The following is a 19,635-nucleotide window of genomic DNA, read 5'->3' on the forward strand; positions in this document are numbered from 1 at the left end:
CTGCCGCCGCCCACAGAACACTCATCGACCAACACCGCACGGCAGGAGCGGGGGACCCAGGTAAGCGCCGCACCGGACATCACGCCGGAACGGCTAGGGGTTAAGTCGCGCCGCCTCACGGCGGTACGGCCGGGCAGCTCCCGCCCGAACCCGACAGCTCACCTCGTAGGCGCCGGAGAGGAACAGCGCCATGCCCGCAGGCAAGCACCGTCGTACCCGCACCAACCCGCTCACCCGAGGCGTCGTCACCGCCGGAACAGGCGTCGCCGCCCTCGCCCTCCCGCTCCTGGGCGCGACCACCGCGAGCGCCGCGCAGCCGGCCAAGGCCCCCGCCGCCGCGCCGGCCGCGGCACAGGTCAAGTCCGTCACGTACACCACGGTCAAGGGCGACTCGCTCTACGGCATCGCGGACAAGTACGACACTCCCGGCGGCTGGCGCCAGCTGTACAAGGACAACCGCAAGGCCGTCGGCGACAACCCCCGGCTGATCCACCCGGACGTCGAGCTGACGGTCAAGACGGCGAAGAAGTCCGGCACGACGGCCGACAAGGCCTCGACGTCCGCCAAGAAGTCCGCCCAGTCCGTCGCCAAGGCCACCCAGGCCTCCGCCAAGACGTACGCGGACAACCTCGACGGCTGGATCCGCGAGGCGATGGACATCATGGCGCAGAAGGGCATCCCCGGCTCGTACGACGGGATCTACCGCAACATCATCCGCGAGTCGTCCGGCAACCCCCAGGCCATCAACAACTGGGACTCCAACGCCGCCGCGGGCACCCCCTCCAAGGGCCTGCTCCAGACCATCGACCCGACCTTCCAGGCGTACCACGTCGAGGGCACGTCGTGGGACCCGTACGACCCGGTCGCGAACATCACCGCCGCCTGCAACTACGCGGCCGCGCGGTACGGCTCGATCGACAACGTCTTCGGGGCGTACTGAGCCCGACTACCGCTGAGGAAACAGTCTTTCGAGGACGACGGCGATGCCGTCGTCCTCGTTGGACAAGGTGATCTCGTCGGCCACGCACTTGAGTTCGGGGTGGGCGTTGGCCATGGCGACGCCGTGGCCGGCCCAGTCGAACATGGGGATGTCGTTGGGCATGTCCCCGAAGGCGATGGTGTGTTCGGGGCCGAGCCCGAGATGGTCGGCGGCCAGGGCGAGGCCCGTCGCCTTGGTGATGCCGCATGGCTGGAGTTCGACGGTCCCGGGGCCCGACATGGTGACCGTGGCGAGGGAACCCACCACCGAACGCGCCGTGGCCGCCAACTCGTCGTCGGACAGGTCGGGATGGCGCAGCAGCACCTTGCTGATGGGCGCGCTCCACAGGTCGTCGCGCCGCCCGACCCGGACGGCGGGCAGGGTCGGGTGCGGCATCAGATAGCCGGGCTCGATGAGGGTCAGCCCGTCGACGCCGTCCTGGTCGACGGCCGCGTACAACTGGCCGATCTCGGCCTCGATCTTGCCGAGCGCGGTCTCGGCCAGCTCCCGGTCCAGGGTGACCGACCACAGCAGACGGTCCGCGCCGGCGTCGTACACCTGCGCGCCCTGCCCGCACACCGCGAGCCCCTTGCTGCCCAGGTCGTCGAGGAGCGGCCGCACTCTGGGCGCCGGGCGGCCGGTCACCACCAGATGCCGGGCCCCGGCCGCCGCCACCCGCGCGAGCGCGGCGAGCGACCGGTCGGACAGCGTGTCGTCGCCTCGGAGCAGCGTTCCGTCCAGGTCGGTGGCGATGAGTGAATATGCGGTGGGTGCGGCCATGATCAGAGAATACGGATGGAACGCCGCATCGACTCGACGCGAACCGGACGGCTACAGCCTTCACATGCGTTGACACGCGCTCCGGTTAGGGCAGTTGGCGCCCTCACGCGGAGTCCCGTACCACCAGTTCCGTGGGCAGGATCACTCCCGCTGTGTCCTCCCCCGCGATCTGCGCGAGCAGCATGCGGACCATCTCGGCGCTGATGCGGTCGTAGGGCTGGCGCATGGTGGTGAGGGCCGGGGTGACGGCGGTGGCCGCGGCCGAGTCGTCGAAGCCGCCGACAGCGATGTCATCGGGGACCGAACGGCCGGACTGGTGCAGGGCGTTGACGACTCCGGCGGCCATGAGGTCGGAGGCGACGAACACCGCGTCGATGTCGGGCGCCTGCGCCAGCAGCCGACGGGCGGCCTGCTCGCCGCCGGTGCGGCGGTAGTCGCCCTCCACCACCAGCGCCGGGTCGTAGGGCAGTTCCGCCTCGGCGAGCACGTCGCGGTAGCCGGCCAGGCGGTCGGTACCGCCCGGGGTGTCCAGCGGGCCGGTGATCATGCCGATGCGGCGGCGGCCGCCGGCGAGGAGGTGGCGGACCATCTCCTGGGCGCCGTCGCGGTCGGCGGCCGCCACATAGCTGACCTTGGAGCCCAGACCGAGCGGCTTGCCGCAGGCCACCAACGGGATGCCGGCGTCGCGCAGTTCGGCGGCGACCGGGTCTCCGCTGTGGCTGGAGACCAGCAGCACGCCGTCGACGTGGCCCGAGGTGATGTACCGGGTCAGCCGGCGCCGGTCGTCGTCGCTCGCCGCCAGCATGAGCAGCAGCGGGATGTCGTGCTGGGCGAGGCGCTCGGTGCAACCCCGCAGCAGTACGTTGAAGTTGGGGTCCTCGAAGAACTTCTCCTGCGGCTCGGTCAGCAGGAAGGCCACCGAGTCCGAGCGTCCGGTGCTCAGGCTGCGGGCATGCCGGTTGACCACGTACCCGGTCTTCCTGATGGCGGCCTCGACGGCCCGGCGGGCGGCCGGGGAGACGTAGTGGCCGCCGTTCAGGAAGCGGGAGACGGTGCCCCGTGACACGCCGGCCTCCCGCGCCACGTCGTGGATGGTGGGCGGTCGGCGGCGTCCGTTGGCGCTGGTGGTCATGTTCCTCGTTCGTGACGGTGGGGTCGGCGGATGCCTCAGGCCTTGACCGAACCGCTCAGCAGGTCCAGGGACCAGAACCGCTGGATCACCAGGAAGAGCGCGATCAGCGGAATGATCGCCAGCAGACATCCGGTGATGACCAGGGTGTAGAGAGCGGGCTGCGAGGCGCCCTGCGCGAGCAGCGTGTAGAGCCCGAGGGTGAGCGGGAACTTGGTGTCGTCGGCCAGCATCACGTACGGCAGCAGGAAGTTGTTCCAGATGGCGACGAACTGGAAGAGGAACACCGTGATCAGGCCCGGCATCATCATCGGTACGGCGATCCGCGAGAAGATCCGCCACTCGCTCGCGCCGTCCATGCGGGCGGCCTCCAGGAGTTCGGCGGGCACCGCGGCGGCCGCGTAGATGCGGACCAGGTAGACGCCGTACGGGGAGAGGATGGACGGCAGCAGCATCGACCAGTACGAGTCGGCCATGCCCATCTTCGACAGCAGCAGGTACTGCGGGACGGTCAGCACGATGCTGGGCACCAGGACGCCGGCCAGGATCAGCTTGAAGATGAACTCCCGCCCCCGGAAGGCGAACCGGCCCAGCGCGTAGCCGCCGCCGGCCGAGACCGCGGCGGACAGCAGGGCACCGAAGCCCGCGTAGAGGGCGGAGTTGCCCATCCACGTCCAGTAGATGCCGTCCCGGTAGGCGGTCAGTTCGCTCAGGTTGTCGAAGAAGCCGGTGCCGGGCGCGAAGGTGAAGGTGGAGAACAGCTCCGACCGGTCCTTGGTCGCCGCCATCACCACCCAGGCGATGGGGACCAGGCAGTACAGCGCGCCGAGGAGCAGCACGAGGGTGGGGACCCAGGCCGTGCGCCGCGCACGGCTTGTGACCGGGGGCTTGCCGGTGGTGTCGGCGGTGAGGGTGAGGGGGGTCATGCCCGGTCCTCCCGGGTGTAGCGGTCGGAGACGCGCAGCAGGGTGAAGGAGATGAGGTAGGTGGCCAGGGCCAGGACCACCGCGGTGGCGGACGCGCCGTAGATGTCGGACTTCAGGAAGGCGCTGTCGTAGATGGCCATCAGCGGACTCCAGGTGGTGGAGAGGCCGTTGGTCAGCGGCTTGAGCGCCATCGGCTCGGTGAAGACCTGGAGGGTGGCGATCACCGAGAAGAAGAAGGTCAGCACCAGGGAGGGCATGACGATCGGGATCTTGATCCTGAGCGCGATCTTGAGGTCGGAGGCGCCGTCGATGCGCGCGGCCTCGTAGATGTCCGGCGGGATCGCCCTGAGCGCGGTGTAGATGACGATCATGTTGAAGCCGGTGCCGCCCCAGACCGCGATGTTCGCGAAGGACAGGTAGAGATTGCCGCCGTCGAACAGGTCCGGCTGCGGGAGGCCGAACTTGTCCAGCAGGTAGTAGAAGGGGCTGACGGCCGGGAGGTAGAGGAAGCCCCACATGAGGGCGGCGATGATGCCGGGCACCGCGTACGGCAGGAAGATCATCAGCCGGGCGAAGGACGCGCTGCGCGCCTTCGGGGTGTCGAGCATCAGCGCGAAGAGCAGCGCCAGGCCGAGCATCGTCGGGATGACGATGAGGCCGTAGCCGAAGGCGCGCAGCACGCTGTGGCCGAACTCGGAGTCCTGGAACACGTCGGTGTAGTTGCCGAAGCCGTTCCAGACCTGTTCGCGGGCGCCCTTGCCGAGTCCGATGCCCTTGACCTGGACCTTGTGCAGGCTGAGCCAGATCGCGTACCCGATGGGAACGACGGTGAAGGCGGCGAACAGGACCAGGGTCGGCATCAGGAACCAGTACGGTGCGCTGCGACCACGGCCACGGCGGCGGGGGCGGCTGGGGCGGACGGACGTGGCGGTGCCGGTGCCGTCCGCCAAGGGCCCGACCGTGACGCGGTCGGAGCCCTTGAGCGGAGCGCTGGTCATGCCTCGGTCACCTCGAAGCCCTGCTTCTTCATGTCGTCGAAGGTCTTCGACTGCATGGTGCTGAGCGCAGAGGTGAACTGGGCCTCCTTCTTCGCCTTGGTGGCCTTGCCGAAGCCGTCGTTGAAGGCGGTGTAGGCGGTCTGCACGTTCGGGCCCCAGGCGGCGGTGGCCGTGGTGGCGGCTATCTCCGCGGCCGTGGTGTAGAAGTCCTTCTGGTTCGGGAAGAAGGCGGGCGTGGTGAGGATGTCGCCGGACTGGCCACTCGTGGCCGCCGGGTAGATGCCGACCTCCTTGACCAGGGCGGCCAGCGCCTCCGGGTCGGTGTTGATCCAGTGCGCGAACTTCGCCGCGGCCTCGGCGTTCTTGGAGTCGGTGGAGACACCGGTGGAGGAACCGCCCCAGCTGCCGGTGACGTTCTCGCCGGCCTTCCACTGCGGCAGCGGGGCCATCCGCCACTTGCCCTCGGTCTCGGGAGCCGAGGAGACCAGCACACCGGGCGCCCACACGGCGGAGACCCAGGCGATGTGGGTGCCCTTGTTCAGGGCGTTGTTCCAGGCCGGGGTGTACATCGGCTGGTTGTCGATGACGCCTTCCTGGACCAGGCCGCCCCAGAACTCGGCGACCTGCTGGCTGGCCGCGTCGTCGATGCCGACCGTCCACTTGCCGCCGCCGTCGACCGTCCACCACTTGGCGCCGGCCTGCTGGGTGAGGCCCGCGAACAGACCCGGGTCGTTGGAGGAGAAGGTGGTCAAGTAGGCGTCCGGAAGGGCCTTCTTGGCGGCGCGCGCGGTCTCGGCGAACTCCGTCCAGGTCTTCGGCACGGACAGGCCGTGCTCCTTGAAGAGGTCCTCGCGGTAGTAGAACATCAGCGGCCCGGAGTCCTGCGGGACGCCGTAGACCGCGTCGGTGCCGAGGGTGACCATGTCCCACAGGCCCGCGGCGAAGTCGCCCTTGGCGTCACCGACGTACTTCGAGATGTCGGCGAGGACGTCGTTGGAGACCAGGGTCGGCAGCGACTGGTACTCGGCCTGGATCAGGTCGGGCGCGTTGCCCGCCTTCTTCGCCGTGATCACCTTGGTGAGGATCTCGGCGCCGCTGCCCTGCTTCGACACGGTGACCGTGATGTCCGGGTTCTTCTTGTTCCAGATCGCGGCGACCTTCTCCATGTTCGGCGCCCACGACCAGTAGGTCAGCTTGACCGGCCCGCTGCTCTCGCCGGAGTCTTCGTCGTCGGAACCGCCGCAGGCGGCGAGGGTGCTGGTGAGGCCGAGGGCGGCGGCCCCGGCGAGAATGCTGCGCCTGCTGATCTGGCGGCGGTTGATCGACATCTTCATCTCCCCTGACTTGGACGAGCCCACCTCGTCAACGTCCCGCGTACGCGGCAACCGCCGTGGGGGGAGGTTCTGCGGACGTGACCGAGGGGCTGTGCGCGAGGGCCGCGCGGCTCTGTGATCGTGCACAGTAGAGAATTGTTTCGGCCCCTTGTCAATGGCGGGTGCCTGGGGTTACCTACTTGTTGCCCGCCGATGTCCGCCGCCTTCGGTACTGTGCACGATCACAGAAACCTGGCGTCACCTCTGCCGATCCCGTCCTCGATCCCTGTCCTCGATCCCTGTCCTCGATCCTGGGAGCCACCGCATGCCCTCCGCCGCCCCGCACGACCGCCTGCCACTCGCCTTCGGGGGCGACTACAACCCCGAGCAGTGGCCGCAGGAGGTGTGGGAGGAGGACGTACGGCTGATGCGCGAGGCCGGTGTCACGATGGTCTCGCTCGGCATCTTCGCGTGGTCGAGGATCGAGCCCCGGCCCGGCGAGTACGACTTCGAGTGGCTCGACCACGTCATCGGCATGCTCGACGAGGCCGGGATAGGTGTGGACCTGGCGACACCGACCGTCGTACCGCCCGCCTGGTTCTACCGCGCCCATCCGGAGGCGCTGCCCGTGACCCGGGAGGGCGTGCGGCTGGCGTTCGGATCACGCGGGGCGATCTGCCACTCCAACCCGGACTACCGGGCGGCTGCCGCTTCGATCACCTCACGGATCGGCGAGCGCTACGGCCGTCATCCGGCGGTAGCGATGTGGCACGTCCACAACGAGTACGGCGCACCCGTGCTCAGCTGCTTCTGCGACACCTGCGCCGACGCCTTCCGGGCCTGGCTCCAGGACCGCTACGGCACACTCGGCGCCCTCAACCAGGCCTGGGGCACCGCCTTCTGGGGCCAGCTCTACGGCGACTGGGAGGAGATCGGCGTGCCCCGGGCCACGCCGACGGTGGGCAACCCGGCCCAGCAGCTGGACTTCCAGCGGTTCGCGGACGGCCAGGCCCGCGCCAACTTCGTCGCCGAGCGGGACATCCTGCACCGGCTGTCCCCCGGCGTGCCCGTGACCACCAACTTCATGGTCGCGCCCAGCCAGTGCGCCTCCATCGACTACTGGGCCTGGGCGGACGAGGTCGACCTCGTCACCAACGACCACTACCTGATCACCGACGGCCGCCGCACCCACGTCAACCTCGCCCTCGCCGCCGACCTCACCCGCTCGGTCGCGGGCGGCGGCCCCTGGCTGCTGCTCGAACACTCCCCGTCGGGCGTCAACTGGCAGCCGCACAACCCCGCCAAGGAGCCGGGCCAGATGGCCCGCAACTCCCTCGGGCACGTCGCCCGCGGCTCCGAGGGCGCGCTGTTCTTCCAGTGGCGGCAGTCCCGCAGCGGCGCGGAGAAGTTCCACTCGTCGATGCTGCCGCACGGCGGGACGGGGACGCGTGTGTGGCGGGAGGTCACCGATCTGGGCCGCCGGATCGCGGACCTGGCGGATCTCCGGGGTACCCGCACCCGCGCCGACGTGGCCATGGTCTGGTCCTGGGACTCCTGGTGGGCCCAGGGACTGGAGTGGCGGCCGAGCGAGGCCCTGGACGCCAGGGAGCGGCTGGACGCGTTCTACGAGGCCCTGTACGACCGGCATCTGACCGTGGACTTCTTCGCGCCGGCCAGGTTGGGCGGGGTCGATCCCTCGCGGTACCCGCTGCTCGTCGTCCCCCAGCTGTACTCGGCGCCCGCCTCGGTCGCCGCCGACCTGGAGCGGTACGTCGCGCGCGGCGGCACCCTCCTGGTCTCCTACTTCTCCGGCATCGTCGACGAACACGACGCCGTGCACCCCGGGGCGTATCCGGGGGCGCTGCGGGACGTACTCGGGCTGACCGTCGAGGAGTTCGACCCGTTGCTGCCGGGCGAGCGGATCGCCGTACGGACAACGTCCGGGGAGGTGTTCGAGGCCGATGTGTGGTCCGAGTACGTCGTCCCCGGCGACGGCTGCGAGACCGTGGCCGTCTTCGCCGACGGGCGTACGGCGGGACGGCCGGCGCTCACCCGGCGCGCGCTCGGCGACGGGGCCGCCTGGTATCTGGCCACCCGGCTGACCGGGGACGATCTGGCGGCGGTGGTGGACCTCGCCCTCGCGGACGCGGGCATCGTCCCCGTCGACCTGCCCCGGGACGTCGAACTCGTCGTACGCGAGGGCGAGTCGGGCTCCTTCCGGTTCGCCATCAACCACAGCGGTGCCGACGTGAAGGTGGTGCTGGCGGACGGGAGCCGGGCCGCCGTGCCGGCCGGAGCGGTCGAGGTGTTTCGCGAGCCTCGCTGAGCTCGCTCTTCTGAATCCTTCCTTCCCCTGTGACCTGCACCTTGAAGGGACCTGACATGCGCAGACGCAGTGTTCTGACCGCCGCCGGAGCCGCCGCACTGGCGATTCCCGTGCTGGGCGCGGCGCCCGCCATCGCCTCGACGGCCGGGGATCGTCGCCGCCTGGAGATCCGCGGCGTCGACATCTCCTCGCTGCCGAAGAACGAGGACCACGGCGCCGTGTTCCGCACGGCCGACGGCCGCCGCCAGGACCCCGTGCGGATCCTCGCCGACTCGGGCGTCACCCACGCCCGCCTCAAGGTGTGGGTCAACCCGGCCGACGGCTACAACAACAAGGCCCGCGTCCTCCCGCTGGCCCGGCGCCTGAAGCGGGCCGGCATCGGCATCTGGGTCGACTTCCACTACTCCGACACCTGGGCGGACCCGGCGCACCAGACCAAGCCGGCCGCCTGGGCCGACCTGGACGTGGCGGGCCTGAGCAGGGCCGTCTACGACCACACCGCCGACGTCCTCGGCGCACTGCGCCGGCAGGGCACCCCGGCCGAGCTGGTGCAGATCGGCAACGAGCTGAACGGCGGCATGCTCTGGCCCGACGGCAACTGGGAGCACTGGGACAACCTCGCCGCCTTCCTCAAGGCCGGCCTCAGCGCCGCCCGCGACACCCAGCCGCGCATCCGCACGATCCTCCACCTGGCCAACGGCGGCGACAACGGGCTCTACCGGTGGTGGTTCGACAACGCGGTCTCCTACGGCGTCGACTTCGACATCATCGGGCTCTCCTACTACCCCTTCTGGCACGGGTCGGTGGAGCAGGCCGCCGCCAACATGGCCGACATCACGGCCCGTTACGGCAAGCCGTGCGTCATCGCCGAGACGGCGTACCCGTTCACGCTGGAGAGCGAGGACGACATCAACGACATCATGAACGACCCCTCGCAGCTCACGCCCGGCTACCCCGCCACGCCCGCGGGCCAGGCGGCCTGGCTGCGCGCGGTGGCCGACCTCGCGGCCGCCGTCCCCGGCGGGCAGGGGCTCGGCTACTGCTACTGGGAAGGCGTGTGGACCTACCGCGCCGGCAGCGGCTGGAACCCACAGGATCCGACCTCCGGCAACGCGTGGGAGAACCTCGCGCTGTTCGACTTCGAGGACCGGGTACTGCCGGGGCTGAGGACGCTGGGGCGCTACCGGGGCTGAGGACGCTGGGGCGCTACCGAGGCTGAGGACCCTGGGGCGCTACCGGTCGTGGGGCGGGCCGCGGGGCCTGTCAGGTGTGGCGGGGACCGGCGGGGACCGGCAGGGACCGGCAGGGACCGGCAGGGACCGGCGGGGACCGGCAGGGACCGGCAGGGACCGGCAGGGACCGGCAGGGACCGGCAGGGACCGGCGGGGACCGGCAGGGACCGGCGGGGACCGGCGGGGACCGGCGGGGACCGGTGTAGCGGACTACACCACGGATACGGGTGGCCGTTCCCTCGTGGCGGCGGGCGGGCGACGGGATCGTAAGGGGCAGAGATCCTCTACGAAAGGACCAGCCCCATGTCCGCGAACCGTCCGCGCCGCCGCCGTGTCACCACCCTCGCCACCGCCGTGGCCGGAGTCGTCCTGACCGTCGGGCTCGCCACCGCCTGCGACCCCGACGACTTCGACAACTCGCTGGGCTGCCTGTCCAACGCCGACACGATCTCCGACAGCCTCAAGGAGATCCACGAGGCCGGCTGGGACGCGGCGAAGGACCCCTCGCGCACGGACGAGTCGATCGACACGATCGAGAAGAACCTCGACAAGATCAACGACGACACGGACGACAACAAGGTCGACAAGGCCGCCGACGACCTGAACCAGGCGATCAAGGACTACAACAAGGCCATCCTGGACGGCGACACGAACCCGGACACCAGCGAGATCGACGCGGCGGCCGACGAACTGAAGGACGTCTGCACCTCGTGAGTCGGTCCGGGCCAAAGCCCGGACCGGCGCTCGCCGTCATCCCCAGGTCGTACCGGCCGGCTCCTTGATGGTGGTGTTGATGCGGTTGAACAGGTTGGTGAGGGCGATGGTGAGGATGATCGCCGACAGTTCCTTCTCGTCGAAGTGGTCGGCGACCTCGTCCCACAGCGCGTCCGGCACCGACTCGTGGGAGCGGTCGGCGAGGCGGGTGACCGACTCGGTCAGCTGGAGCGCCGCCCGCTCGGCGTCGGAGAAGTAGGGCGCCTCGCGCCAGGCGGCGACGGACGCGATGCGCTCCTCGCTCGTCCCGCCCTTGCGCAGGTTGTGCACATGACCGTGGACGCAGGCGCCGCAGCCGTTGATCTGGCTGGCGCGCAGCCCGACGATCTCCGCCACCTCCTGCGACAGTCCTGACTCGCCGATCGCCTGGAACAGGGTGCCGATGCCCTTCATGGCGCCGGGAAGGACGTACGCCGGGTTCGTCATCCGTGCCTGCATGGTGTGCCTCCTGTGTCAGTGTGGTCGTGCTCGTTCTCGTTCTTGTTCTCGGTCTCACTGCACTGACGGGTCGGAGGCAGCGGTTGTGACAGGTCGGCCGGAGGAATCGCCGAGCGATTTCCAGACGCATCTGCGGGAGGCCGCCGCCGGCATCCTGGACCGCTTCCCCGAGGCCCTGCGGTCCGAGATCTACGCCCTCTCCTTCCGCATCTGGCGCATCGACTACGACGACCGCCGCCCGTACGTGGCCATCGGCTACAACACCGAGAGCCAGTACGAGCTGGAGAAACGCCCGGAGGACCCGGGCGAGGCCCGCTGGAACTACGCCTGCTGGCTCCTCGACGGCTTCGAGATGCTGGGCAACATCCCTCAGGACCCGACGGGTGCCGAGCTGTACGTCGACGAGATCAAGCGGCTCGGCCTCTGGTACGAGGGTGAGGACGAGGATCTGCCGCTCACAGGGGACGACGACAAGATCGACGCCCAACGCGACCTGCTCAACCTCCACTTCGCCGACGCCTGCATCGACCTCGCCCGGCATCTCCACGCGGACGGCCGTATCGAGAAGCTCTTCGGCCGCGGCCTGCCCGTGGTGGTCTTCGACATGGACTGCCCCGGCTGGGAGATCGAGGCCACCGAAGCGGCCAACCCACCGGAGTTGATCGCGGACTTCCTGACCTGGCAGCGGGCGGCCGAGGGACCGTGACCTGCGCAAGGGGTGCGCCAGGGGTGTGGCCTGCCCAGAACAGGCAACTCAGCCGTAACGTGTGGCCCGACAGCGTGTGGCGCGACCACATCGAACGCAGGTACGCACGAGAGTGAGGCAGCACCCATGCCCCCCTTCGATGTCCCCGAGGGCGACCCCTTCGGCCCGCACAACCTCCCGTACGGCGTGTTCTCGCTCCCCGGATCCGACGATCGCCGGGTGGGTGTCCGCCTCGGTGACCACGTCCTGGACGCGGGCGCGGCGGCCGCGGCCCTCGGCTCCCCGTACGTCTCCCTCCTCGCGCGCCCCTCCCTGAACCCGCTGCTCGCCGCGGGCCGCACCGCCTGGTCGGACGTACGACGCGCGCTGACGGGATGGGTGACGGTGCCGTCGCACCGCGAGATCATCGAGCCGCTGTTCCACCCCCTGTCCGCCGTGACCCTGCACCTCCCCTTCGAGGTGGCGGACTACGTCGACTTCTACGCCTCCGAGAACCACGCCCGGAACGTCGGCCGGATGTTCCGCCCGGACGCCGCCGACTCCCTGACCCCCAACTGGAAGCACCTGCCGATCGGCTACCACGGCCGCTCCGGCACGGTGGTGGTGTCCGGCACGGACGTCGTACGCCCGTCGGGGCAGCGAAAGGCCGCCTCCGACCCGGCGCCCGTCTTCGGGCCCTCGGTCCGCCTGGACATCGAGGCCGAGGTCGGCTTCGTGGTCGGTGCGCCCTCCCGCAGGGGCGAACCGGTCGCACTCGCCGACTTCCGCGAGCACGTCTTCGGGCTCTGCCTGTTGAACGACTGGTCCGCTCGCGACATCCAGGCCTGGGAGTACGTCCCGCTCGGCCCGTTCCTCGGCAAGTCCTTCGCCACCTCCGTGTCGGCGTGGATCACCCCGCTGGACGCCCTGGAGTCGGCGCTGGTGACGCCCCCGGAGCGAACGCACCCGCTGCTGCCGTACCTGGACGACACGGACGACGAACCCGGCGGCTACGACCTGCGCATCTCGGTCGCCGTCAACGGCCACGTCGTCTCCGAGCCCCCCTTCTCCACCATGTACTGGACGGCCGCCCAGCAGCTGGCCCACATGACCGTCAACGGCGCTTCCCTTCGCACCGGCGACCTGTACGGCTCCGGGACGGTGAGCGGCCCTTCCGAGCACGAACGGGGATCGCTGCTGGAACTGACCTGGAACGGCCGCGACGCCCTCGAACTCCCCGACGGCAAGCGGACGTTCCTCGAGGACGGCGACGTGGTGACTCTGACTGCCTGGGCCCCCGGTCCGGACGGCGTCCGGGTGGGCCTGGGGGAGGTCACCGGCCGGGTGGTGCCGTCCGCATCCCGCCCCGGATCCCACCCCGCACCCCACTGAACCACTCCCGACACCTGCCGTACGCCGCCCGCCGCCGTCATACTGGCGACGGGCGGCGTGGCGTGTGAGGACGACACCCTCGCCACCCGAACATCCCGTGCGGTGCTTGCCCTTCGCGCACTGCGCGCCCAAAGCAGCCGTTTCTTCCGACCAGGATCCGGAGCCCGTGGCAATGACTGTCTGCCTGCTCCTGCTGAGCGCCGTCGCCCTGGCGGCCGCCGTGCCGGTTCCCCGTGCGCTGACCCGGGCCGCGTGGCCCGAACGGGACCCCGTGGTCGCGCTGTGGGTGTGGCAGTGCCTGGTCGCCACCGTCCTGCTGTGCTGTCTGGCGGCCCTTGTGCTGAGCACCGCGGCGGTCTTCCACACCGTCCGCCACCATGTCTTCGCACCCGCGCCGCCGGCCGTGACCGCGGCGTACGACCTCTCCGCCGCTCCGCCCTGGGCCGCCACCCTCACCCTGCTGCTGGCCTGCGGGGCCGCCTGGACGACCGCGATGCTCGCCCGCGAGCTCGTCGAGGCCCGCCGTCGCCGTGGCCAGGCCCGCGCCCACCTGCGCGAACGCGCCCCCGACCTGCCGGCCGGCCTGCCCGCCGCGCGCGGCCCTCTCCTCGTCCTGGAGGACGAGTATCCGGACGCCTGGTGGATGCCCGGCAACCCGCCCCAGCTGATCGTCACGACCGGCGCCCTGCACCGCCTCACCGACCACCAGCTGGACGCGGTCCTCACCCACGAACGCGGCCACGCCCGCGCCCGCCACGACTGGCTGCTCCACCTCTCGACCGCCCTTGCCACCGGCTTCCCCCGTATCCCGCTCTTCGCCCACTTCTGCGACCAGACCCACCGTCTGGTGGAACTCTCCGCCGACGACACGGCCTCCCGCCGCTGCGGTCACCTGACCACGGCCCTGGCCCTCATCGAGCTGAACCAACACCGAGGTGTCCTCTCCTGCGCCTCCACCCACCGCCTCCTCGGCGAACGAGTGGACCGCCTCCTGGAACCCCAGCCCCGCCTCGGCCCCCGCCACCGAGCCCTCACGACGACGGTGGCAGCCCTGATCCCCCTGCTCCCCCTGCTGATCGCCTTCGCCCCGGGCCTGACGGCACTGTCGTAACGACGAACGCCCGGACCCCGGGACCCCGTCAACCTGCGGGCACCCGGTCAGCGCCGGGCTGGGCGACCCACCTCCGCTCAGCCGCAGCACCGGGCACAGGCACCAGGCACCAGGCACCAGGCACCAGGCACCAGACACCGAACCAGCCGACGCCCTCTACTGCATCCAGTCCTCGTCCGGCCCCGGCTCCGCATCCATCTCCGGCCAGTCGTCCGCACTCGGTCCCGCGTCCCCCTCCGGACTCGGCGCCGCACTCCCTGGAACCCCGCCCAACCCGGCGAGCACTCCGATCACGCCCTCTCCATAGGTCACCAGCTTCTTCTCGCCGACCCCGCCGACCCCGCCCAGCTGTGCGACGGACGTGGGCCACACCGTGACGATCTCCCGAAGCGTCGCGTCGTGGAAGATGACGTACGCCGGAACGCCCTGCTCACGGGCCTGTTCGGCTCGCCACGCCCGCAACGCCTCGAACGCCGGCACCAACGCCTCGGGCAGCTCGGCCACCGCCGCCTTGGCCTTGCGCTCGCCTCGTCCGGAGCCCGAGGACCCCGAACCCGCCGCCGACCGCGCGGTCACCGCCTTCTTCGGCTCCTTGCGCAGCGGCACCTCCCGCTCCCGCCGCAGCACCGCCCCGCTCGCCTCGGTCAGCACCAACGTGCCGTAGTCCCCCTCGACCGCGAGCAGCCCCTGCGCCAGCAACTGCCGTACGACGCCCCGCCATTCCCCTTCGGAGAGTTCCTCGCCGATACCGAACACGGACAGCTGGTCGTGGTCGAACTGGATGACCTTGGCCGTGCGCTTTCCCATCAGGATGTCGACGATCTGCACCGCGCCGAACTTCTGTCCGCGTTCCCGCTGCAGCCGCACCACCGTCGACAGCACCTTCTGGGCCGCGACCGTGCCGTCCCAGGTCTCCGGCGGCGTCAGACACGTGTCGCAGTTGCCGCAGCCCACCGGGTCGGGGTCCTGGCCGAAGTAGGCGAGGAGCTGCCCACGCCGGCACTGGGCCGTCTCGCACAGCGCCAGCATCGAGTCCAGGTGGGCGGCGGCCCGTCGCCGGAACGCCTCGTCGCCCTCGCTCGACTGGATCATCTTGCGCTGCTGTATGACGTCGTTGAGCCCGTACGCCATCCATGCCGTGGACGGCAGTCCGTCGCGGCCGGCGCGGCCCGTCTCCTGGTAGTAGCCCTCGACCGACTTGGGCAGGTCGAGGTGGGCGACGAAGCGGACGTCAGGTTTGTCGATGCCCATGCCGAAGGCGATGGTCGCGACCACGATCAGGCCGTCCTCCCGCAGGAAGCGGGACTGGTGGGCGGCGCGCGTGCCCGAGTCCAGGCCCGCGTGGTACGGCACCGCCTCGATGCCGTTGCGGGACAGGAACTCGGCCGTCGCCTCCACGGACTTGCGCGAGAGGCAGTACACGATGCCCGCGTCGCCCGCGTGCTCCTCGCGCAGGAAGCCCAGCAGCTGCTTCTTGGGGTCGGCCTTGGGCACGATCCGGTACTGGATGTTGGGCCGGTCGAAGCTCGCCACGAAGTGGCGGGCCGTCGGCATGTTCAGCCGCTGGGTGATCTCCTTGTGCGTGGCGTCCGTGGCCGTCGCCGTGAGGGCGATCCGCGGGACGTCGGGCCAGCGCTCGCCGAGCAGCGACAGGGACAGATAGTCGGGGCGGAAGTCGTGGCCCCACTGGGACACGCAGTGCGCCTCGTCGATGGCGAAGACCGCGATCTTGCCCCGCGAGAGCAGGTCCAGCGTCGACTCGAGGCGCAGCCGCTCCGGTGCCAGATAGAGCAGGTCCAGCTCCCCGGCCAGGTACTCGGCCTCCACCACCCGCCGCTGGTCGAAGTCCTGCGTGGAGTTCATGAACCCGGCGCGCACGCCGAGCGCCCGCAGCGCGTCCACCTGGTCCTGCATCAGCGCGATGAGCGGCGAGACCACAATGCCCGTACCGGGTCTGACCAGGGACGGGATCTGGTAGCACAGCGACTTGCCGCCGCCGGTCGGCATGAGGACCACGGCGTCGCCGCCGGCCACCACATGCTCGATGACCGCTTCCTGCTCGCCGCGGAAGGCCCCGTACCCGAAGACGCGGTGCAGCGTGGCCAGCGCCTCACTGTCGATCGTGCCTGGCATCTCGCTGATCCCGCCCGTCCCACCCATTGCCGTGTCCCCCGTACGTCGTCCCTCGACCACTGCCTCCACGATAGGGGTCCGGACTGACACCATCGGAGTTATCCACAGGCGGCCCCGGCTCCCACGAGGGAACCGGGGCCGCACCAGGCAAGAGCAGCGCAGATCAGCGCGGATCAGCGCACGAAGACTCCCGCCTGGTTGGCCAGGTCCAGGAAGTACTGCGGCGCCACACCGAGCACCAGCGTGACCGCCACGCCGACCCCGATCGCGGTCGTCGTCAGCAGCGACGGCACGGCCACGGTCGGTCCCTCGGGCCGCGGCTCGCTGAAGAACATCAGCACGATGACGCGGATGTAGAAGAACGCCGCGATCGCGGACGAGATCACACCGACCACGACCAGCGGGGCCGCGCCGCCCTCCGCCGCCGCCTTGAACACGGCGAACTTCCCGGCGAACCCGGAGGTCAGCGGGATGCCCGCGAAGGCCAGCAGGAACACCGCGAACACGGCCGCCACCAGCGGTGACCGCCGGCCGAGCCCGGCCCACTTGGACAGGTGCGTAGCCTCCCCGCCCGCGTCCCGCACCAGCGTGACCACCGCGAAAGCACCGATCGTCACGAACGAGTACGCGGCCAGGTAGAAGAGGACGGACGAGATACCGTCGGGCGTGGTCGCGATGACACCCGCGAGGATGAATCCCGCGTGCGCGATTGACGAGTACGCCAGCAGCCGCTTGATGTCGGTCTGCGTGATCGCGACGATCGCACCGCCGAGCATGGTGACGACCGCGACGCCCCACATGACCGGCCGCCAGTCCCAGCGCAGGCCGGGCAGGATGACGTACAGCACCCGGAGCAGCGCGCCGAAGGCGGCCACCTTGGTCGCCGCGGCCATGAACCCGGTCACCGGCGTGGGCGCGCCCTGGTAGACGTCCGGCGTCCACATGTGGAACGGCACGGCGCCGACCTTGAACAGCAGGCCCATCACCAGCATGGCGGCGCCGATGAGCAGCAGTGCGTCGTTGCCCATGGTGTCCGCGAGCGCCGGGTTGACGGTCTGGACCTGGCCGTCGACGACCTGCGCGATCGTCGCGTACGACATCGAGCCCGCGTAGCCGTACAGCAGGGCGATGCCGAACAGTGTGAACGCGGAGGCGAACGCGCCGAGCAGGAAGTACTTGACCGCGGCCTCCTGCGACAGGAGCCGCTTGCGGCGGGCCAGCGCGCACAACAGGTACAGCGGGAGGGAGAAGACTTCCAGGGCCACGAAGAGCGTCAGCAGATCGTTGGCCGACGGGAAGATCAGCATGCCGGCGACGGCGAACAGCAGCAGCGGGAACACCTCGGTGGTGGTGAACCCGGCCTTGACCGCGGCCTTTTCGCTGTCGCTGCCCGGCACGGAGGCGGCCTGCGCGGCGAAGGAGTCGACGCGGTTGCCGTGCGCCTCCGGGTCGAGCCGCCGCTCGGCGAAGGTGAACAGGGCGACCAGGGCCACCAGCAGGATCGTGCCCTGCAGGAAGAGGGCCGGCCCGTCGACCGCGATCGCGCCCATCGCCGCGATGCGCGCCTTGGTCGTGCCGTATCCGTCGGCGGCGAGCGCGACGACCGCGGCGAAGGCGGCGACCAGCGCGACGACGGACACGAACATCTGGGCGTAGTAGCGGGACTTGCGCGGGACGAACGCCTCGACCAGCACCCCGACGATCGCCGCGCCGACGACGATCAAGGTGGGCGACAGTTGTCCGTATTCGAACGTCGGCGTATCGATCTTCGCGATCGGTTCCGCCGCGGTTGTCCACAGGCTGTGGACGGCTGCTGCGCTCACTTGGCCGCCTCCACCTCGGGCTGGGGGTCCTTCTTGTCCACGTCGGACATGGTCTGCTTGACCGCCGGATTCACGATGTCGGTGACGGGCTTCGGATAGACGCCCAGGAAGATCAGCAGTACGACCAGCGGGGCGACCACCACGAGCTCCCGCACCCTGAGGTCGGGCATCGCCGTGACCTCGGGTTTCACCGGGCCCGTCATCGTCCTCTGATAGAGGACGAGGGTGTAGAGCGCGGCAAGGACGATGCCGAAGGTGGCGATGATCCCGATCACCGGGTAGCGCTCGAACGTGCCGACCAGGACGAGGAACTCACTCACGAAGGGCGCGAGCCCGGGCAGCGACAGGGTCGCCAGACCGCCGATCAGGAAGGTGCCGGCGAGGACCGGAGCGACTTTCTGCACTCCGCCGTAGTCGGCGATGAGCCGCGAGCCGCGCCGCGAGATCAGGAAGCCGGCCACCAGCATCAACGCGGCCGTCGAGATCCCGTGGTTGACCATGTAGAGCGTCGCACCCGACTGCCCCTGACTGGTCATCGCGAAGATGCCCATGATGATGAAGCCGAAGTGCGAGATCGACGCGTACGCCACCAGCCGCTTGATGTCCCGCTGGCCGACGGCGAGCAGCGCCCCGTAGATGATGCTGATCAGCGCCAGCACGAGGATCACGGGCGTCGCCCACTTCGACGCCTCCGGGAACAGCTGGAGGCAGAAGCGGAGCATCGCGAAGGTGCCCACCTTGTCGACGACCGCGGTGATGAGGACGGCGACCGGGGCGGTGGCCTCCCCCATCGCGTTGGGCAGCCAGGTGTGCAGCGGCCACAGGGGCGCCTTCACCGCGAAGGCGAAGAAGAACCCGAGGAACAGCCAGCGTTCGGTGTTGGTCGCCATGTCCAGCGAGCCGTTGGCGCGGGCCTCGGCGATCTCCTGGAGCGAGAAGTTCCCGGCGACCACATAGAGGCCGATCACCGCGGCCAGCATGATCAGTCCGCCGACCAGGTTGTAGAGGAGGAACTTCACCGCGGCGTACGACCGTTGCGTCGACGCCGCCTCCTCGCCGTGTTGGTGGGCACGGTCTCCGAAGCCGCCGATGAGGAAGTACATCGGGATCAGCATGGCTTCGAAGAAGATGTAGAAGAGGAAGACGTCGGTGGCCTCGAAGGAGATGATCACCATCGCTTCGACGGCCAGGATCAGCGCGAAGAAGCCCTGGGTGGGCCGCCAGCGGCCCGCAGCGAAGCTGCCAAGAGATTCAGCGCCCGTCTCCAGCGGGTCGGCGTCGTGCCAGCCCGCGAGGATGATGAACGGGATCAGCAGCGCGGTCAGCGCGACGAGCGCCACCCCGATGCCGTCCACGCCCAGCTCGTACCTGACCCCGAAGTCCGCGATCCAGGCATGGGATTCGGTGAGCTGGTAGCGGTCGCCGCCCGGGTCGAAGCGGACCAGGACGACGATCGCGAGGACGAGCGTGGCGAGCGAGACGAGCAGCGCCAGCCACTTGGCGGCGGTGCGCCGTGCCGCCGGCACAGCGGCCGTGGCGATCGCCCCGAGGGCCGGGAGCGCCGCCGTCACTGTCAGCAGAGGAAAGGACATCGGT

16 protein-coding genes and 1 riboswitch are annotated in these 19,635 nt (G+C 70.1%); of the genes, 7 read left to right on the plus strand and 9 right to left on the minus strand.

Annotated features, from left to right (window positions below; translation table 11 throughout):
• Nucleotides 1-16 precede the first annotated feature (16 nt).
• Nucleotides 17-185, plus strand: a riboswitch (cyclic di-AMP (ydaO/yuaA leader).
• Nucleotides 186-190: 5 nt separating this feature from the next.
• On the plus strand, nucleotides 191-940 hold the full coding sequence (locus OG252_RS22210; protein ID WP_266435292.1) for a transglycosylase SLT domain-containing protein: 750 nt from the start codon (nucleotides 191-193) through the stop codon (nucleotides 938-940).
• A gap of 6 nt (nucleotides 941-946) precedes the next feature.
• On the opposite strand, the gene OG252_RS22215 is transcribed toward OG252_RS22210, so the two are convergent.
• From OG252_RS22215 to OG252_RS22235, 5 genes are all read right to left on the minus strand, one after another.
• Nucleotides 947-1,759, minus strand: a complete 813-nt coding sequence (locus OG252_RS22215) for an HAD family hydrolase (protein ID WP_266435294.1) — start codon at nucleotides 1,757-1,759, stop codon at nucleotides 947-949.
• 103 nt (nucleotides 1,760-1,862) lie between these two features.
• Nucleotides 1,863-2,891, minus strand: coding sequence for a LacI family DNA-binding transcriptional regulator (locus OG252_RS22220; RefSeq protein ID WP_266435319.1), 1,029 nt, complete (start codon nucleotides 2,889-2,891; stop codon nucleotides 1,863-1,865).
• Between the two features lie 35 nt (nucleotides 2,892-2,926).
• Nucleotides 2,927-3,814: a carbohydrate ABC transporter permease gene (locus OG252_RS22225; protein ID WP_329338159.1), complete on the minus strand. Its 888-nt coding sequence runs from the start codon at nucleotides 3,812-3,814 to the stop codon at nucleotides 2,927-2,929.
• On the minus strand, nucleotides 3,811-4,812 hold the full coding sequence (locus OG252_RS22230) for a carbohydrate ABC transporter permease (protein WP_266435323.1): 1,002 nt from the start codon (nucleotides 4,810-4,812) through the stop codon (nucleotides 3,811-3,813). The genes OG252_RS22225 and OG252_RS22230 overlap by 4 nt, the downstream gene beginning before the upstream one ends.
• Nucleotides 4,809-6,146, minus strand: coding sequence for an ABC transporter substrate-binding protein (locus OG252_RS22235; protein ID WP_329338163.1), 1,338 nt, complete (start codon nucleotides 6,144-6,146; stop codon nucleotides 4,809-4,811). Before OG252_RS22235 ends, OG252_RS22230 begins: the two co-directional genes overlap by 4 nt.
• A 304-nt stretch (nucleotides 6,147-6,450) precedes the next feature.
• Between OG252_RS22235 and OG252_RS22240 the strand changes: the two genes are divergently transcribed.
• From OG252_RS22240 to OG252_RS22250, 3 genes are all read left to right on the plus strand, one after another.
• Nucleotides 6,451-8,451: a beta-galactosidase gene (locus OG252_RS22240; RefSeq protein WP_329338164.1), complete on the plus strand. Its 2,001-nt coding sequence runs from the start codon at nucleotides 6,451-6,453 to the stop codon at nucleotides 8,449-8,451.
• Nucleotides 8,452-8,507: 56 nt separating this feature from the next.
• The gene (locus OG252_RS22245) at nucleotides 8,508-9,644 is read left to right on the plus strand and encodes a glycoside hydrolase family 53 protein (protein ID WP_329338166.1); all 1,137 of its coding nucleotides are present in this window, start codon (nucleotides 8,508-8,510) and stop codon (nucleotides 9,642-9,644) included.
• 342 nt (nucleotides 9,645-9,986) lie between these two features.
• Nucleotides 9,987-10,397, plus strand: coding sequence for a hypothetical protein (locus OG252_RS22250; RefSeq protein WP_329338168.1), 411 nt, complete (start codon nucleotides 9,987-9,989; stop codon nucleotides 10,395-10,397).
• Between the two features lie 36 nt (nucleotides 10,398-10,433).
• Here OG252_RS22250 and OG252_RS22255 read toward each other — a convergent pair whose 3' ends face one another.
• Nucleotides 10,434-10,895: a carboxymuconolactone decarboxylase family protein gene (locus tag OG252_RS22255; RefSeq protein ID WP_266435331.1), complete on the minus strand. Its 462-nt coding sequence runs from the start codon at nucleotides 10,893-10,895 to the stop codon at nucleotides 10,434-10,436.
• Nucleotides 10,896-10,980: 85 nt separating this feature from the next.
• Here OG252_RS22255 and OG252_RS22260 point away from each other — a divergent pair, with 85 nt between their 5' ends.
• The 3 genes from OG252_RS22260 to OG252_RS22270 all read left to right on the plus strand — a co-directional run bounded on the left by OG252_RS22260 (nucleotide 10,981) and on the right by OG252_RS22270 (nucleotide 14,083).
• Nucleotides 10,981-11,601 (plus strand): hypothetical protein, encoded by a 621-nt coding sequence (locus OG252_RS22260; RefSeq protein WP_329338170.1) that lies wholly within the window; start codon nucleotides 10,981-10,983, stop codon nucleotides 11,599-11,601.
• A 126-nt stretch (nucleotides 11,602-11,727) separates the two neighbouring features.
• Complete coding sequence (gene fahA / locus OG252_RS22265) at nucleotides 11,728-12,972, plus strand: fumarylacetoacetase (RefSeq protein ID WP_329338173.1); 1,245 nt, start codon at nucleotides 11,728-11,730, stop codon at nucleotides 12,970-12,972.
• A 172-nt stretch (nucleotides 12,973-13,144) separates the two neighbouring features.
• Nucleotides 13,145-14,083 carry a M56 family metallopeptidase gene (locus OG252_RS22270; RefSeq protein ID WP_266448191.1) on the plus strand — a complete coding sequence of 313 codons (939 nt, stop codon included), beginning with the start codon at nucleotides 13,145-13,147 and terminating at the stop codon, nucleotides 14,081-14,083.
• A 156-nt stretch (nucleotides 14,084-14,239) separates the two neighbouring features.
• Here the strand turns inward: OG252_RS22270 and recQ are convergent, their stop codons facing one another.
• From recQ to OG252_RS22285, 3 genes are all read right to left on the minus strand, one after another.
• Entirely contained in the window at nucleotides 14,240-16,243 is a 2,004-nt protein-coding gene (gene recQ, locus OG252_RS22275) for a DNA helicase RecQ (RefSeq protein WP_329345177.1), read from the minus strand.
• Nucleotides 16,244-16,389: 146 nt separating this feature from the next.
• Nucleotides 16,390-18,039, minus strand: a complete 1,650-nt coding sequence (gene nuoN, locus OG252_RS22280; RefSeq protein ID WP_266435337.1) for an NADH-quinone oxidoreductase subunit NuoN — start codon at nucleotides 18,037-18,039, stop codon at nucleotides 16,390-16,392.
• Nucleotides 18,036-19,631 carry an NADH-quinone oxidoreductase subunit M gene (locus tag OG252_RS22285; protein ID WP_266435339.1) on the minus strand — a complete coding sequence of 532 codons (1,596 nt, stop codon included), beginning with the start codon at nucleotides 19,629-19,631 and terminating at the stop codon, nucleotides 18,036-18,038. The genes nuoN and OG252_RS22285 overlap by 4 nt, the downstream gene beginning before the upstream one ends.
• Nucleotides 19,632-19,635 lie beyond the last annotated feature (4 nt).

Source organism: Streptomyces sp. NBC_01352, assembly GCF_036237295.1.
Classification (GTDB): domain Bacteria; phylum Actinomycetota; class Actinomycetes; order Streptomycetales; family Streptomycetaceae; genus Streptomyces; species Streptomyces plumbiresistens.

Excerpts from the sequence above, each read along its gene's own strand:
- OG252_RS22210 (WP_266435292.1), top strand. The coding sequence starts at position 191 with ATGCCCGCAGGCAAGCACCGTCGTACCCGCACCAACCCGCTCACCCGA.
- OG252_RS22215 (WP_266435294.1), bottom strand. The coding sequence starts at position 1,759 with ATGGCCGCACCCACCGCATATTCACTCATCGCCACCGACCTGGACGGA.
- OG252_RS22220 (WP_266435319.1), bottom strand. The coding sequence starts at position 2,891 with ATGACCACCAGCGCCAACGGACGCCGCCGACCGCCCACCATCCACGAC.
- OG252_RS22225 (WP_329338159.1), bottom strand. The coding sequence starts at position 3,814 with ATGACCCCCCTCACCCTCACCGCCGACACCACCGGCAAGCCCCCGGTC.
- OG252_RS22230 (WP_266435323.1), bottom strand. The coding sequence starts at position 4,812 with ATGACCAGCGCTCCGCTCAAGGGCTCCGACCGCGTCACGGTCGGGCCC.
- OG252_RS22235 (WP_329338163.1), bottom strand. The coding sequence starts at position 6,146 with ATGAAGATGTCGATCAACCGCCGCCAGATCAGCAGGCGCAGCATTCTC.
- OG252_RS22240 (WP_329338164.1), top strand. The coding sequence starts at position 6,451 with ATGCCCTCCGCCGCCCCGCACGACCGCCTGCCACTCGCCTTCGGGGGC.
- OG252_RS22245 (WP_329338166.1), top strand. The coding sequence starts at position 8,508 with ATGCGCAGACGCAGTGTTCTGACCGCCGCCGGAGCCGCCGCACTGGCG.
- OG252_RS22250 (WP_329338168.1), top strand. The coding sequence starts at position 9,987 with ATGTCCGCGAACCGTCCGCGCCGCCGCCGTGTCACCACCCTCGCCACC.
- OG252_RS22255 (WP_266435331.1), bottom strand. The coding sequence starts at position 10,895 with ATGCAGGCACGGATGACGAACCCGGCGTACGTCCTTCCCGGCGCCATG.
- fahA (WP_329338173.1), top strand. The coding sequence starts at position 11,728 with ATGCCCCCCTTCGATGTCCCCGAGGGCGACCCCTTCGGCCCGCACAAC.
- OG252_RS22270 (WP_266448191.1), top strand. The coding sequence starts at position 13,145 with ATGACTGTCTGCCTGCTCCTGCTGAGCGCCGTCGCCCTGGCGGCCGCC.
- recQ (WP_329345177.1), bottom strand. The coding sequence starts at position 16,243 with ATGGGTGGGACGGGCGGGATCAGCGAGATGCCAGGCACGATCGACAGT.
- OG252_RS22285 (WP_266435339.1), bottom strand. The coding sequence starts at position 19,631 with ATGTCCTTTCCTCTGCTGACAGTGACGGCGGCGCTCCCGGCCCTCGGG.